Source organism: Mesorhizobium sp. L48C026A00 (genome assembly GCF_000502375.1).
Classification (GTDB): domain Bacteria; phylum Pseudomonadota; class Alphaproteobacteria; order Rhizobiales; family Rhizobiaceae; genus Mesorhizobium; species Mesorhizobium muleiense.
Genome location: NZ_AYWU01000006.1, coordinates 66,195 through 79,915 on the forward strand (window position 1 = coordinate 66,195; position 13,721 = coordinate 79,915).

General features: G+C 63.4%; 14 protein-coding genes and 1 pseudogene. 4 read left to right on the plus strand and 11 right to left on the minus strand.

All coding sequences use genetic code 11. The annotated features are described in order from the left end of the window. Positions 1 to 11: 11 nt before the first annotated feature. Positions 12 to 482 carry a (2Fe-2S)-binding protein gene (locus X738_RS54355; protein WP_023798506.1) on the minus strand — a complete coding sequence of 157 codons (471 nt, stop codon included), beginning with the start codon at positions 480 to 482 and terminating at the stop codon, positions 12 to 14. Positions 483 to 793: 311 nt separating this feature from the next. Between X738_RS54355 and X738_RS54360 the strand changes: the two genes are divergently transcribed. Continuing rightward, a complete protein-coding gene (locus X738_RS54360; RefSeq protein ID WP_023798507.1) occupies positions 794 to 1,513 on the plus strand; it encodes a response regulator in 720 nt (239 codons plus the stop codon). Further along, positions 1,510 to 2,991, plus strand: coding sequence for an ATP-binding protein (locus tag X738_RS54365; protein ID WP_023798508.1), 1,482 nt, complete (start codon positions 1,510 to 1,512; stop codon positions 2,989 to 2,991). The genes X738_RS54360 and X738_RS54365 overlap by 4 nt, the downstream gene beginning before the upstream one ends. A 42-nt stretch (positions 2,992 to 3,033) precedes the next feature. Here X738_RS54365 and X738_RS54370 read toward each other — a convergent pair whose 3' ends face one another. The 9 genes and pseudogenes from X738_RS54370 to X738_RS54400 form a co-directional block, all read right to left on the minus strand. Continuing rightward, positions 3,034 to 3,828, minus strand: coding sequence for an SDR family NAD(P)-dependent oxidoreductase (locus X738_RS54370; protein ID WP_023798509.1), 795 nt, complete (start codon positions 3,826 to 3,828; stop codon positions 3,034 to 3,036). 11 nt (positions 3,829 to 3,839) lie between these two features. Beyond that, on the minus strand, positions 3,840 to 4,259 hold the full coding sequence (locus X738_RS54375; protein ID WP_023798510.1) for a diol dehydratase small subunit: 420 nt from the start codon (positions 4,257 to 4,259) through the stop codon (positions 3,840 to 3,842). After that, positions 4,256 to 6,523: a propanediol/glycerol family dehydratase large subunit gene (locus X738_RS54380; RefSeq protein WP_023798511.1), complete on the minus strand. Its 2,268-nt coding sequence runs from the start codon at positions 6,521 to 6,523 to the stop codon at positions 4,256 to 4,258. The genes X738_RS54375 and X738_RS54380 overlap by 4 nt, the downstream gene beginning before the upstream one ends. A 25-nt stretch (positions 6,524 to 6,548) precedes the next feature. Next, positions 6,549 to 6,710, minus strand: coding sequence for a hypothetical protein (locus X738_RS85980; protein ID WP_023798512.1), 162 nt, complete (start codon positions 6,708 to 6,710; stop codon positions 6,549 to 6,551). Further along, entirely contained in the window at positions 6,707 to 7,402 is a 696-nt protein-coding gene (locus tag X738_RS82475; protein WP_306454945.1) for an ABC transporter ATP-binding protein, read from the minus strand. Before X738_RS82475 ends, X738_RS85980 begins: the two co-directional genes overlap by 4 nt. A gap of 19 nt (positions 7,403 to 7,421) precedes the next feature. Continuing rightward, positions 7,422 to 7,763, minus strand: a pseudogene (locus tag X738_RS89020) (ATP-binding cassette domain-containing protein); the annotation flags it as partial. An 18-nt stretch (positions 7,764 to 7,781) separates the two neighbouring features. Then, positions 7,782 to 8,600 carry a carbohydrate ABC transporter permease gene (locus X738_RS54390; protein ID WP_023798513.1) on the minus strand — a complete coding sequence of 273 codons (819 nt, stop codon included), beginning with the start codon at positions 8,598 to 8,600 and terminating at the stop codon, positions 7,782 to 7,784. Then, positions 8,597 to 9,406 carry a carbohydrate ABC transporter permease gene (locus X738_RS54395; protein WP_023798514.1) on the minus strand — a complete coding sequence of 270 codons (810 nt, stop codon included), beginning with the start codon at positions 9,404 to 9,406 and terminating at the stop codon, positions 8,597 to 8,599. Before X738_RS54395 ends, X738_RS54390 begins: the two co-directional genes overlap by 4 nt. Positions 9,407 to 9,579: 173 nt before the next feature. Beyond that, entirely contained in the window at positions 9,580 to 10,968 is a 1,389-nt protein-coding gene (locus X738_RS54400; RefSeq protein WP_084833675.1) for a sugar ABC transporter substrate-binding protein, read from the minus strand. A gap of 362 nt (positions 10,969 to 11,330) precedes the next feature. Here X738_RS54400 and X738_RS54405 point away from each other — a divergent pair, with 362 nt between their 5' ends. Further along, positions 11,331 to 12,191 (plus strand): helix-turn-helix transcriptional regulator, encoded by an 861-nt coding sequence (locus X738_RS54405; protein WP_051407774.1) that lies wholly within the window; start codon positions 11,331 to 11,333, stop codon positions 12,189 to 12,191. Between the two features lie 373 nt (positions 12,192 to 12,564). Next, a complete protein-coding gene (locus X738_RS54410; RefSeq protein WP_198032796.1) occupies positions 12,565 to 13,176 on the plus strand; it encodes an abortive infection family protein in 612 nt (203 codons plus the stop codon). A gap of 147 nt (positions 13,177 to 13,323) precedes the next feature. On the opposite strand, the gene X738_RS54415 is transcribed toward X738_RS54410, so the two are convergent. Beyond that, positions 13,324 to 13,590, minus strand: coding sequence for a BrnA antitoxin family protein (locus X738_RS54415; RefSeq protein WP_023798519.1), 267 nt, complete (start codon positions 13,588 to 13,590; stop codon positions 13,324 to 13,326). Positions 13,591 to 13,721: the final 131 nt, after the last annotated feature.

Genomic DNA, 13,721 nt, shown 5'->3' on the forward strand with positions numbered 1-13,721 from the left:
AACTGTTCTCCTCAACCGCGTTGCGTGGCTTCGCCGGCTTTGGCGGCCAGCTTGATCGCGGCGCGCACCCGGTTGTAGGTGCCGCAGCGGCAGATGTTGGTGATCTCGGCGTTGATGTCCTCGTCCGCGGGGTTCGGGTTCTGCATGAGCAGACCCGCCGCAGCCATGATCATGCCGGCCTGGCAGTAGCCGCATTGCGGTACGTCGAGCGCCAGCCAGGCCTGCTGGACCGGATGCGAGCTGTCCGGCGAAAGCCCCTCGATGGTGGTGATTTGCTGGTCGGGCTCGACCGCGCTCACCGGAAGCACGCAGGAGCGCGTGGCGACGCCGTCTATATGGATGGTGCAGGCGCCGCAGGCGGCAACGCCGCAACCGTACTTCGTTCCGGTAAGCCCGATCTGCTCGCGGATCACCCACAGCAGCGGCGTGTCCGGATCGACCTCGATGTCACGTGGCGTGCCGTTGATGATCAATCTGGCCATTGTGCAATCCTTTCGATCAAAGGCTGGCGAGGACCGAGTCTGGATGCCGCCCCTGGCGACAAAGACCGGACGTCCCGGCTAGCGACGAGGCCAGGTTAGGCGGGAGCTGTCGCAGAACCTTGTCCCGAACACCGCAGTTCATCGCAAGTTGTCGCGGGCGCAGCGCTCTGATACATTTCGTTACACTTCTCACGCTTTGTTGATGTCGGGCGAGATTGCCGCCATGGCGCGGAAGGTGATCATCCGTGTAGACGCAAACTAGATATCGTCGATACTGACCGACTATTCAGCGGCGACCTTGGGAGCATTGCATGGAAGTGGCGCAGCACATCGCGGTCGTCGACGACCACAGGGACATCCGCGATCTCGTGGGGAAATACCTCACGCAGCAGGGTTATCGCGTCAGCGTCGCCGACAGCACGGCCGCGCTCAAGCGGCTGCTCGACCGCAGCCTGCCCGATCTTATCGTCCTCGACGTCATGATGCCTGGCGAGGACGGCATTGCCGCCTGCCGGCACGTGCGCGGAACGGTCGACGTTCCGATCATCTTCCTTACCGCCATGGCCGAGGAGGTCGACCGGATCGTTGGCCTCGAGATCGGGGCAGACGACTACCTGACGAAGCCGTTCAATCCGCGGGAATTGCTGGCGCGGATCAAGGCGGTGCTCAGGCGCGTTCACAGCCTGCCGCCGCAGCGTGGTCGGCTCAAGTCGAACGCGCTGCGCTTCGACCGCTGGACCCTGAATGTCGGCCGCCGCGAACTGGTCGGGCTCGACGGCGTGGCGGTCGCGCTCAGCACGGCCGAATTCCGCCTTCTCACCGCTTTTATCGAGCATGTCGGGATCGTGCTCAGCCGGGATCAGTTGCTCGACCTCACCGTCGGGCGCTCGGCCGACGGTTTCGACCGGGCCGTCGACAACCAGGTGAGCCGGCTGCGCAAGAAGATCGAGGCGGACCCGAAGAATCCGATGCTGATCAAGACGCACTGGGGCGGCGGCTACTGCTTCACCGCCGAGGTGGCCCAGGCATGATGCTGTTATGGAGACGCAGCTTGGCGGCCCGCTTCCTCATGCTGGTGCTGCTTGCGCTCGCCCTGTCGCAGGCGATCACCTTCCTGATCTCATGGGACGAGCGCGGACAAGCCCTGCACGCAGCGGCCAAGGGCGAGTTCGTCAGCCGCACGTCCTCGCTTGCCATTTTGCTGGACACGACGCCGCCCTCGCTTCGACCCGACATCCTCACCGTCAGCGGCACGGCCTATACGCGCTTCTGGACATCGCACGACGGGCCGAGCAATCCCCTCGCCTGGCAACAGGAGGCGCTGACGCAACTCGCCAAGCCGCTGCCCGGCATTGCCGCCAAATATGCAGCCTATATGAACGGGCAGGCCTCGAATGCGGTCGCTGCCGCCGACCCTTCGGTGCCGCCGCGCATGCTGGACCTGTCCGGCAGTGGCAGCCCGTTCACGCGACCGGCCAAGTTTCTTTATCTGGACGGCGCCCCAAACGGCATGGGGCTTTCCGTCCGCCTTGACGACAGCACCTGGCTGAATGCCGCCTACGCCAAGGTGATGCCGAGCGCCTTCTGGACCGCGCAATCGGCGATATCGCTGGCGCTCACCGCGCTCATCCTGTCCGCCATAGCGATTTTCGGGGCGCAGGCAATCGCGCGTCCGCTGCGACGGCTCGCCAATGCCGCTGAACTGTTCGGCCGCGGCGAGGCCGTGCCGCGGCTGCCGGAATCAGGGCCGGACGACATCCGCCAGACCGCCGAGGCGTTCAACCGCATGCAGGAGCGCCTGCAGCGCTTCGTCGAGGACCGCACGCGCATGCTGGCGGCGATCAGCCACGACCTGCGCACGCCGCTGACCTCGCTCCGGCTGCGCGCCGAGTTCGTCCAGGATCACGATCTTCAGGAAAAGATGCTGAAGACCATCGAGGAAATCCAGACGATGACGGAAGCGGCGCTCGCCTTCGCGCGCGAGGACGCCGCGGTGGAGGAGACGCGAACCGTCGATCTTTCGGCGCTGGTCGGCAGCCTCTGCGACGACCTCGAGGAGCTGGGCCAAAACGTCACCGTCAGTGACGGGCCAAAGGTGCTGTACCGCTGCCGGCCGGACTCGCTGCGCCGGGCGATCCGCAACCTCGTCGAAAATGCCGTCCGCTATGGCGAGCAGGCCAAGGTGAGCCTGGTCAGGCGCACCGACAGCCTGGACATCGTGGTCGAGGACGCCGGGCCCGGCATTCCGCAAGCCGACATGGAACAGGTGTTCGCGCCCTTCTTCCGCCTGGAGCAGTCGCGCAACCGGGAGACCGGCGGCGTCGGGCTCGGCCTGTCAATTGCCCGCGCCATCGCCCGCCACCACGGCGGCGACATCGTGCTGGAAAACCGGAGCAACGGCCTTCGCGCGGTCATCAGGCTGCCGCTCATCGACATGGCCAGGCAGCTTGCCCCGGCGCCGGTGCCTGAGACCAGCCCTCCGACCGGACTGCGATCCTTGCCGGCTTGACCGAAAGCCGTCCCGCGATCGCGCCAGGCCCGCTGCATAGGCTCAACGGGTGATAGATTGGCCCGAGTTCGTCCCACCCGCGAGAGACTCGCCTCCGTCAGCGACCAGTGCATGGCCGGTCATGTAGGACGACTTATCGGACACCATGAACAGAATGACCTCGGCGATCTCGTCGGTCGTTGCGAAGCGGCCCATCGGGACGATGTTGGCGATCGCGTGCTCCAGCGCTTTGCGGCCGCCGAGTTGGTCCGTGTAGGGATCGTTGAACGGCGTATCGACCCAGCCGGGGCAGAGCGAATTGATGCGGATGCCGTAACGCGCGACATCCAGTGCGATCTGGCGGGTCATGGTGATCGATGCGGCCTTGCTGGTGATGTAGGCGGTCATCGCTCTGTCGAGGAAGACGCCGGAGTTCGACGACGTATTGAGGATGACGCCGCCGCGCTGTCTCTTCATGACCGGTAGGACTGCTTGGCAGGCGACGAACTGGGCATGCACGTTAACCGCCCAAGAGTGATCGAAACCGGCGCCGTCGATCTCCTCGACGCTGCCCGCGACCTGCACACCGGCATGATTGTGCAAGATGTCGATGCGCCCATGTCGATCGGCCACGTCCTGGATGACGCCGACGACGGCTGCATCGTCGGTGACGTCGACTCGGATGGCCTCGCCGCGCCCGCCGGCGGCGGCGATGGAGTCGACCGTGCCACGCGCGGCATCGAGATCGCGGTCAGTGACGATGACCGTCGCGCCCTCGCGCGCCATGGCCTCCGATCCGGCCTGACCGATGCCGGAGCCGGCACCGGTGACGATGGCGATCCGCCCCTGAAGTATCATTCGATTTTCCCCTAGTACCGGCGGCGAAACAGATTGCGGCGCTCGTAAACGGCGACCGCTTCGTCGATCAGCGCCGCGATGGTGTGCGCGCCGTATTCGCGACGCAGCAGCTCGGCGCGCTCTTTGAGCAGATGGGCTTCGGGAATTCGGCCCGGCCGCAACATTTCATAGGTGTCCAGAATGAGGTCTTGCGGGACGGAGACGAGGTCGGCGGCGCGTTCGAGATTGAGCGCAAGCCGGTCGCGGCCCGCATCGCGGGCGATCGATGCCTGAAGTCTGAGCACGTCGGCCGAAATCCGGATGTCTTCGGCACCGATCCGTTCCGAAATCACTGCGTCGAGCGTCAAATCGGCAAGCGGCATGCCCGACGCCGACACCGCCTGATCGGGCGCGTTCTCGGAGATGGGATAGAGGTCGAGAGGGGACGTCACGGACGAAGCCCTCCTTGTCCGATTGCAAACGCGACATCGAGCGGCGGGGCATCCGGCACTACCAGCCCGGTCTCTATCGCGTAGAGCATGGCGACGCGCACATGGTAGCGGGCGCCAAGGGCCTGACCTTCGGTCGGCACGATGACGGGTTCCGGCGCGAGCCCCAGCGCGTGGAGCGCGGCGTTGCGGCCCATTGCGCGGTAGTGGTCGAGCGTCGTGATCGGTGCATTCGAGAACAGTTCGATGTTCATGTGCGGCAGCCGGTCGGCGCGGTGGATGACTGCGGTGCCCTTGGCCTGGATGCCGATGGCATAACCCGAGCCGGAGAGGCGCGCCGCGGTGAGGCCGAGGAAGGACGTGTCGGCGGTATGTCGGATGCGGACGAGGCGCGGCACGCCGCCGCCCTCGCTCACACCATCGGTCAGGGCCAGCACCACGTCGATCAAGTCGTGGCCGGCTGTCGTTTGCGTGAGCTCGTTGCCGAATGCGGGGCTGAGGCCAATCACCACCTCGCGCGGATCCGTGCCTTTGCCGGCCTCGCCGCCTGGAATCAGCCATGGCTCCGAGGTCGGGTCGACGCGACGCTCGCTCTCCAGCACCTTCTCGCGTGTCTGAACATCGCGCACGCCTCGGACCGCTTCCCATCTAGCTTCGGACATCCGATATCCGCTGCCCGGCCCCCGGTAGTCGTTGGGATCGTTGAGCGCGCTGATGACCTTGCCGTCGCGCAGGATGGCCGACGTCTGCAGATAGTCGCCGGAGATGCGCTGGCGAAGCATCAGCAATAGGTTCTCGGCCTCGCGCCCGAAGCCCCGTTTGTGCAGCGCCCGCATCACATCCACCGCCGTTAGTCCGCGATCGCGAATGGCTTCGCTGATGCGCGTGACCTCGCCTGTCGAGAAGGTTTCGGTATCGAGCGAGCCCGAGGCGGCGGCGACGGAGAGCATCCAGGCTTCCGGCACTTCGGCGAGGCCAAGCTCCTGGAAGACGGCGGCCAGCGCCTTGATCGCTTGCATGCGGAGCTCGCGGATATTGCTCTCCTCTATGGGCGTCAGCCCGCCATCCGCCTCGAGGTCACGCTGCAGAGCGAGGAAGTCCTCGACGTCCTCGCCGTTGAACAGGGATGGGTTGAACGCATTGTCGTATTTGCGGATCGATCCCATGCCGGAACACAACAGGTCGGAGCCGGCCATGAGGAAGGGCGTGATCTTGGCGCCAACCCGGATCTCGGACTCGCTGACGCGGGTGTCGTTGCCGGAGGCGCATTCAAGGCCGAGCCAGACGGCGATGAGGTTTTCGGCCATGAGCTCGCGCATGCCCCCCGCCATCGAGACGGTCAACGGCGCGCCGTCGATGCCGCCGTTCTGCGTTCCCTGTACGCCCATGGCGCGCTGCAGGCAGAGGCAACGGGCTTCCAGGTAGAGAACGGACTGATGTTCGTGAAAACCCATCAGCAGCTCGGAGGATGCGCCAGACGTGCAGCGTGCCTTGATGCCGCGCGAGGCGTAGGCGGCGGTGAGGAAAGCCTTGGACCAGGGTGTGTCGTCGCCATCGACGAACGCAGCTTCCGTGCCATAAACCGATATCGTCTCGGCATAGGAAGTGAAGCCAGCCATGCCGATGCGCAGCTCTTCCGCTTCCTCGATCGAGCACTGGAACAGCACGCCGCCACGCCCAACCGACGCGCCGACGGCGCAGGCGACGGCGTTGGCCCAGGAGTTCGACGCAACGCGCATCGTCGTCTCGATCTCGTCGAAGCCGAGCGCCACGGCAACGGCGGCGTCTGCTGCAAGCTGCAGAGGATCATCCTTAGCGTTGGTGACGTGCGCCTGGTTTCCCGGCGTGCGGCGCTGCCGCATTTTGGAATAGGCGAAGGTGATCTCCAGTGACGACAAGTGCGACACGACGGAAGCCAGCTTCGCCGGCGTCATGCCGCGAGCCAGCCGCTCGAGCCTTTCGCGCGGCACGTTGATGTCGACCAGCATGCGGGCGACTTCGCCCGAATCCATCGCCATCGCCTCGTCGATCACGTCGAGATCGAGATGATGTGCGGCGATGAAGGAATCGAGGATGTCGAAGTCGGCTTCCGGCTTACCGTCGATCTCGACCACGCGTCCGTTGTCGACTCGCGCCGACGGCGCGGGGTCCCACGGGCTGTGAAAGGTGGCAAAGCCCGCTTCCGGATCCTCCGCGGCAAAGCGGTCGTGCCGCAGCGGCCGCGTGTCCCATTCGTCGAAGCGGCGCCAGCGCGGGGGCGAAGTCATTGCGTCCCTCCCATATGTCGAGCGCTCAGAACCATCGCAGCCACACAAGCTGGATGAGGATTAGCACGATCACGTCCCAAAAGATCACCTCGCCGATCGTGAACCAGCGCTTCATGCGGTTGACGCGCCAGAAGCCGAGCCAGACGATCGCTGCCAGGATGAGCGGGACAAAGCTGGCGGCGGTCACTCGACCCTCTTTCCCGTGGCAGCGTCGAAATAGTGCAGCGCCTGCTTCGGGAAGGAGACGCTCACCGGCTGTCCCGGCTCGATCGCATCGCAATTCGTCTGCGTCCGCAGCGTGATTGCCTGCCCGCCCGCATTTTGGAAGATCAGCAGCGTGTCGGGTTCGATCGCTTCTTTCACGTCCACGGTGAGCGTCATGGCTGCCGGTGCATTCGACGCCATGAATTCGATCTGCTCCGGCCGGATGCCGAGCGTGACCGGCCCGTCGGGGCGATCGACCGAGCAAGCCACCGCGCCAGCCTTGAATATGCCGCCTTTGACCACTCCGTCGATCGTGTTCATCGCCGGGCGGCCCATGAACTCGGCGACGAAGCGGTTGGCGGGCCGGCGGTAGATCGTCTTCGGCTCGTCGAACTGCACCAGCCGGCCCTCCTTCAGCACGGCGATGCGCGTCGCCAGTGTCATCGCCTCCTCCTGGTCGTGCGTGACGAAGACGAAGGTTTTGTCGAGCTTGCGATGCAGGCGGTTGAGCTCGGTGCGCATATGCAGGCGCAGCAGCGCGTCCAAGTTGGAAAGCGGTTCGTCCATGAGGCAGATCGCCGGTTGCCAGACCAGCGCGCGCGCTACGGCGACACGTTGCGCCTGGCCGCCGGAGAGCTGCGCCGGCTTGCGCTGCAGATAGTGGGCGATGCGCAGAAGCTCGGGCCATGTCCTTCACCGAACGCTCGATTTCCGCGGCGGCCACTTTGCGGATACGCAGGGGATAGGCGATGTTCTCGAAGACGGTCTTGTGGCTGTAGAGTGCGTAGTTCTGGAACACCATGCCGATGCCGCGGAAGCGCGGCGGCACGTTGGTCACGTCCCTACCTTCGATCTCGATGCGGCCGCTCGACGGCTGCTCCAGCCCGGCGAGCAGGCGGCACGCAGTTGTTTTGCCAGAGCCCGAGGGCCCAAGCAGCACGATGAATGCGCCGAGATCGAAGTCGAGATCGAGCCGATCGAGCGCGACGGTGCCGTCCGCAAACCGCTTCGTCACTTCCTTGAACGAGACTGCCATTGGATGCTCCGCTGGTCCTTAGCCCTTCACCGCGCCGAAGGTCAGGCCGCGCACGAGGTGCCTCTGGACGAGAAATGTGAAGACGATGATCGGCAGGGTGGCGACCACTGCCACCGCGGCGACTTGCCCCCACAGGGTGCCGTGTGGCGTGATCAGGCCGGGAATGCCGACCGTCAGCGGCCGCCCCTCGAACGCCACGAGGATGAAGGCGTAGAGGAACTCGTTCCACGACATGATGAAGCAGAGCACCGCCGTTGCCGCGAGTCCGGGCGCGGCCAGCGGCACGATGACGCGCACGAATGCTCCGAGCTTCGAGCGCCCGTCCATCATCGCCGCCTCGTCGATCTCCTTCGGTATCTCGGCGAAGAAGCCGCGCATCATCCAGACGACCAGCGACAGATTGAAGCTCGTATGGGCAATCACCACGGCGTAGATCGTGTCGGTCAGGCCGATTGTCGTGAAGAACAGGAAGAGCGGCACCGCGATCGCGATCGGCGGCGCCATGCGCGTCGTCAGGAAGAAGAAAAACAGGTCTTCCTTGCCGGCGAAATCCGTGCGCGCGAACACATAGGCGGCAGGCGCGCCGATCAGGATCGACAGCGCAGTCGATCCCAGAGAGATGACCAGCGAATTGAAGACGAGGGGGAGATATTCCTTATCGATGAAAACCGCCGGATAATTGGCGAAGGTCGGCATGAAGAACCAGGTCGGCTGCGTCGAGAGGATATCGAGGCGGCCCTTGAAGGACGTCAGCAAGATCCAGACGTACGGCGTGAGCGCAAGCACCAGGACGCAGGCGAGGATTCCGATCGCGAGGATCTTCCAGGATTTGCTCATGGCCTAGCCCCTTGGTCCGCCGACTTCCAGTACACGGCCTTGTAAAAGACCGAGCACATGATCAGCACGACGAGGTAGACCATGAACGAGACCGCGGCGCCGTAGCCGAGATTCCAGGTCTTGAAGTTGACGCGGTAGGCGTAGATCGAGAGCAGTTCCGAGACGGTACCGGGGCCGCCGCCGGTCATGATGAAGACCTTGTCGAACTCTTTGAAGGCGTCGATGCCGCGCAGCAGAAGCACCAGCGCGATGATCGGGCGCATCAGCGGCAACAGGATGTCGGTGAACTGCCGCCACGGCCCGGCACCGTCCATTGTCGCTGCCTCGAAGGGCGAGCGCGGCAAGCTCATCAGCCCGGCCAGGATGATCAGCGTCACGAAAGGCGTCCACTGCCAGACGTCGATGGCGATGATGGTGGGCATGACGAGGCTGGGCGACGAGAAGACGGCGCTGGATTGCGACAGCAGGCCAACGGCCCGCAGATAGTGCGTCGCCATGCCGAAGTCGCCCTGCAGCAGCAGGCGCCAGATCAGCCCGACAGCGACAGGAGCTAGCATCATCGGCACCAGCAGCAGCGTCGTCAGCAGGCGCTGCCGCTCGATGTAGCGCCAGATCAGCCATGCCAGCGCGAAGCCGAGCAGGAACTCCATCGACACCGCGACCAGGACGAAGCGGATAGTACGCCAGAAGGAGCCCCAGAAGATTGCATCCTCACGCACCAGCCTGCGAAAATTGTCGAAGCCGATGAATACGCCCTTCTGGTCCGGATTGGCGAAACTCAAGTCGGTCATCGCCGTGTAGACCATGTAATAAAAAGCCCCACGAGGAAGACGAGGACGAGCAGCGCCGCCGGCAGGATCAGGGGCATAGATGCGCCGCGGTCGAGCAGGAACTGTCCGCGCGAAGGTCGAGTGCCTTTGGTCATGATATGCCCGGCGTTCTCCCGGGGGTTGTCCCCACGGGATTAGGATAGCAGCCCTCACTGCACCGGATATTTCATCGGTGCGCAGGCCCCGAGCAGCGCCGAGATCTCCTTGGCCGACTCATCGAGCGCCGCCTTTGCTTCCTTCTCGCCGGCGAGATAGGAGGACAATTCGCGCACTAGGATGTCGGTCATCTCGCTCGCCTGCGGGATCGTAGGCTTCGGCTTGGCCACCTCATTGGACGCCATCGATGCCTTGGCATACGGCAGCTTCTGCACCTCGGCGGATGCATAAACATCTGGCCTTGCGGAAGCGCCGCCATTCAGATGCTGGTTGAGCTGTTGTTCGTACTCCAGCATCCACTGGATGAAGAGGTATGCGGCCTCCTTGTTCTTGGACGCCGTTGGAATGAGGTATGACCAGCCCTCCACCTGAGCGACCTTGCCGCCTTCACCCTGCGGCACGATGTCGAAACCCATCTTGCCGACGACCGTCGACACATTCTCATCGACGGCGACGGCGTAGGTCGCGTCGTTCCACATGATGAGCTCGGCGACCTTGCCCTGCTGCATCAACGCCATGACGTCGTCCCAGAAGTAGTTGAGCGTGTCCGGTGGCGAGAAGGCCATCAGGCTCTTGTAGTATTCGGTCGCGGCAATGGCCTGGGGGCTGTTGACGATGACCGGGCCGCATTCGGAGCCCGACTTCACCTCCAGCATGTCGCCGCCGAAGGAGTAGAGGAAGTTCAGCCACTCGTACCACAGCGCTTCGTGGCGCTTGCCCTGCAGTGCGGTGCCGTAGAGACCCTGGTCAGGGCGGTTGAACCATTCGGCGATGTCGCGATACTGCTTCCAGTCCTGCGCCGGGCCGAGGTCGTAGCCGTACTTGGCCTTAAAGCCGTCCATCTCCTTGGTGTCGGTCAGGAGATCGGACCGATACCAAGCGTACATTGTGAGCGCGGTGAACGGGAAGCCATAGGCCTTGCCCCCGTACCAAGAGATTTCCTTCCAGAGACCCTGGTACAACTGTTCCTCCGGCTTGAACTCGGGGTCGCGCAGCGTCGCCGAGGTCATAAACTGCTCGATCGGCTCGACATGGCCGTTGGTGACAAACTTGCCGACATTGCGGTGCTGCTGGAGGATGAAGTCGTAGCGGCCGCGCTTTGAGTTGAGGTCGAGCATCACCTTGCTGGCGGTCTCGGACGCCTCATACATCTCGATCTCGACCGTGATGCCGGTGCGCTTCTCGAACTCGGGCGCCAGCTTCTTCATCGCCTCGAGCGGCGGCAGCGCCTCGCCAATAGTGCGGATCGTGGTTCCCTTGTACGGCGCCGCCGCTTCCTCCAGCGTCCAGGCACCGGCCTGTCCGGCAATGCCGAGCGTCGCGAATGCCGCGAGCGCCGGTGCCGTTATCAGCATGCGTAGGCGTGAACTGTCTCCAAACATCGAGATTCCCCTTTGGTTAATTGTCGTTGCGGTGCTGTCCAACTTGGCTGGGCTTGAATGCTGGTCCGCCGGGGGATCGGGCCGTGCCCGGGCCGCCCGTGAGATCTATGGCGTGTTGGCGGCGATCCGCCATTCAAGTCCTCCACCACTGCGCGCGGAATCGCCCGACTTGTCCGCGAGGCCTCAGGTCCGCAAGGCCTCAGGGTGTCAGTATATGCTATCGACGCCTGCCTGCGTAGCTTCTTGGTACGAAGAAGGCATATTCCACAAACTAGACAAAGCCTATAAGAGCATGCCGATCATGGGATATTTCCCTTACAGTGTAATCCAAAACGCATATGCATTTGGGGATAGGAGCGACGGTGAGGGACGAAGCCTCTGCAGCAGCGTCAGGCAGGCGCCTGCTGTCGCATCCCGAATGGTTTGACGCCCTTGGCGAACTTCTCGCGCAGGTGGGATCGCACCAGTTCCCCGACGCATTCGCCAAAACCATCCATCGTCTCGCACCATTCGACTACACGGTGAGTTTCGCCTATAGCGGCCCGGGCAAGCCGCTGTGCGTGCACCACACCTTCGCCCCGAAGCAGTTCGACATCCACGTTCGGGAATACGAGATCGGGCCTTACCTACTCGATCCGTTCTATAAGGCGACGGCGAACGGCACGCGGTCGGGAGTTTACCGGCTGTCCGACCTTGCGCCCGACCAGTTCTACAAGAGCGAATACTACAAGTCCTATTATGTGCAGACCGGACCGGTCGACGAGATCGCCTTTTTCTCCCCCGGCAAGGACGGGTGGATCGTAGCGACGTCGCTGATGCGCGCGCCCAGCCGCCAGAATTTCACCGCGCACGACCTGCGCACGCTGCGTATCGTCGAGCCCTTGGTCCGGCGCATCGTTGAGATGCACTGGCGCACCGACGAAAGGCTCAAGACCGCGACGCCGGTCGAAGACGACAAGGCAGTGATGCGGCGCACCGTGCAGGATGCATTGGAGGCACGCGGCATGCCGCCGCTGACCCCACGAGAACTGCAGGTCGTCGGCCTCGTTCTTGAAGGTCACTCCTCCGAGTCGATCGCCAACCTGCTGGGCATCTCAGCCGGGACGGTCCGCATCCACCGCAAGAATATCTATGCCAAGATGCGCATATCCTCTCAGCGCGAACTATTTGCAATCTTCGTCAAGGCGCCGGCGACCACCTCGTGGCCGGTCATGTCTGGGTAGGCTGGTGCGGCTGGTGCCGCTATTTCGCGGCCGATCGACGAGCCAGGAAGATGGATGCTCCAACATCCGCTCTTGGATGAAGGGAATGTTGGCCTCTGCTGGCGGAATGGGGCGCCTTTCCGAGGACGGCCTTGCGGCTGCTAGCAGACGGACGGCTTTCGATCGTAGCATGGCAATGTCGGCCATGTAGTAGTAGTCCGCCAAGGCTGGAAGCTGAAGACTCTCCTCAAGAACTATGGGCTGCACTACGAGCTCGAAGGCACGTCGCGCGTTTCGGAGACCGTCCGCGCACTGATGTCGGCTGGCATGTTTCCCGATGCTGATGACCTATACGAGAAGCTCTTAATCAAGGGAGCCGATCCTCGAGATTATGTTGGTCACGACGACTGGCATGCCGAAGCAATGGACTATCTCAATGCGCGGCTTGCCTTCGACGATCTGCGGCTTGAACGTGATGGCATGCACGTACGTCTCGTCAATTTGGGGCGACATGCCCCCAATCGTGAGCGCTTTCTCAGCGGCTATTCAGGCCCTCGACCTCGATACGGTCCAGCGCGATCTCCAACGCGCCTTGGATAGCGCCGAGCGCGATCCCGAGGATGCGGTTACGGCGGCATGCTCGGTCGTCGAGAGCGTGTGTCGATCGATACTGATTGAGAGCAATCTTGATCTGCCGGCGAAGCAAGATATCTCTGGCCTCTATCGCGCCGTGCGGGAACCGCTGGGACTATCACCGACCAAAGAAGGGTTACCTGATGCAATCGCCGAGGATGTGCGCAATACGCTGTCTGGTCTGATAACCGCGGTGCAGTCGATCGGTGCGCTGCGAACCCACGGCGGCGACGCACATGGTCGCGAACGCGGGTTTAAGCGGGTCGACGCGAGGATCGCACGGCTTGCGATCCACAGCGCTAGGGCCGTAAGCCTGTTTCTGATCGAGACGTGGAAGCTCAAATTCCCAGAGAGGGCTCTCCGGAACGAATAAGCCGCTGAGCAGTCGCCATAGTGGCAACCACCGGCGTTTCACTGATCCCGTCCTAAATGCCGGGGGATATCGCCCGGTGCTCATTTTGCTTCGGGCAGAGCGCCTTTCGTGGGCCGCCGCCAGCTCCGCCCGGCGGCTCTGCGATGCTCAGGTGATGTCGTCCGGACGGTCGTCCTCGGCGACGATCCGCTTCTCGACCATGGCCCGCAAAGCGTCGTTAATACGGTCCTGCCAGCCCGGTCCGTCGCCCTGGAAATAATCCAGGACAGCTCGATCAATCCTGATTGAAACAAGCTCTCTGACATTTGGAGCAGCTGCGGATTCGCGAGCCGGTGCGGCCGGCTTCTTGGCAGGCTTGAACGCGGCTTCGGCGGCAGCCATTGGATTTGTCGGTCGGCGCGGAGGATTTGCCATTGATGGTCCTGACTCAAGATAATGAAAGGAAGAAGACATGCAACGCAAAACGCATCTGAGTGCCTCGGCCGACTGCCTGGAACAGTGAATCGAATGTCGACGCGAGAGGCAATGGTCTCGCCTCCCCAGGA

Coding starts and splice junctions, on each gene's coding strand:
- X738_RS54390 (WP_023798513.1), bottom strand. CDS start 8,600: ATGAGCAAATCCTGGAAGATCCTCGCGATCGGAATCCTCGCCTGCGTC.
- X738_RS54380 (WP_023798511.1), bottom strand. CDS start 6,523: ATGACTTCGCCCCCGCGCTGGCGCCGCTTCGACGAATGGGACACGCGG.
- X738_RS54365 (WP_023798508.1), top strand. CDS start 1,510: ATGATGCTGTTATGGAGACGCAGCTTGGCGGCCCGCTTCCTCATGCTG.
- X738_RS54355 (WP_023798506.1), bottom strand. CDS start 482: ATGGCCAGATTGATCATCAACGGCACGCCACGTGACATCGAGGTCGAT.
- X738_RS54415 (WP_023798519.1), bottom strand. CDS start 13,590: ATGGCAAATCCTCCGCGCCGACCGACAAATCCAATGGCTGCCGCCGAA.
- X738_RS54370 (WP_023798509.1), bottom strand. CDS start 3,828: ATGATACTTCAGGGGCGGATCGCCATCGTCACCGGTGCCGGCTCCGGC.
- X738_RS54400 (WP_084833675.1), bottom strand. CDS start 10,968: ATGTTTGGAGACAGTTCACGCCTACGCATGCTGATAACGGCACCGGCG.
- X738_RS54360 (WP_023798507.1), top strand. CDS start 794: ATGGAAGTGGCGCAGCACATCGCGGTCGTCGACGACCACAGGGACATC.
- X738_RS54395 (WP_023798514.1), bottom strand. CDS start 9,406: ATGGTCTACACGGCGATGACCGACTTGAGTTTCGCCAATCCGGACCAG.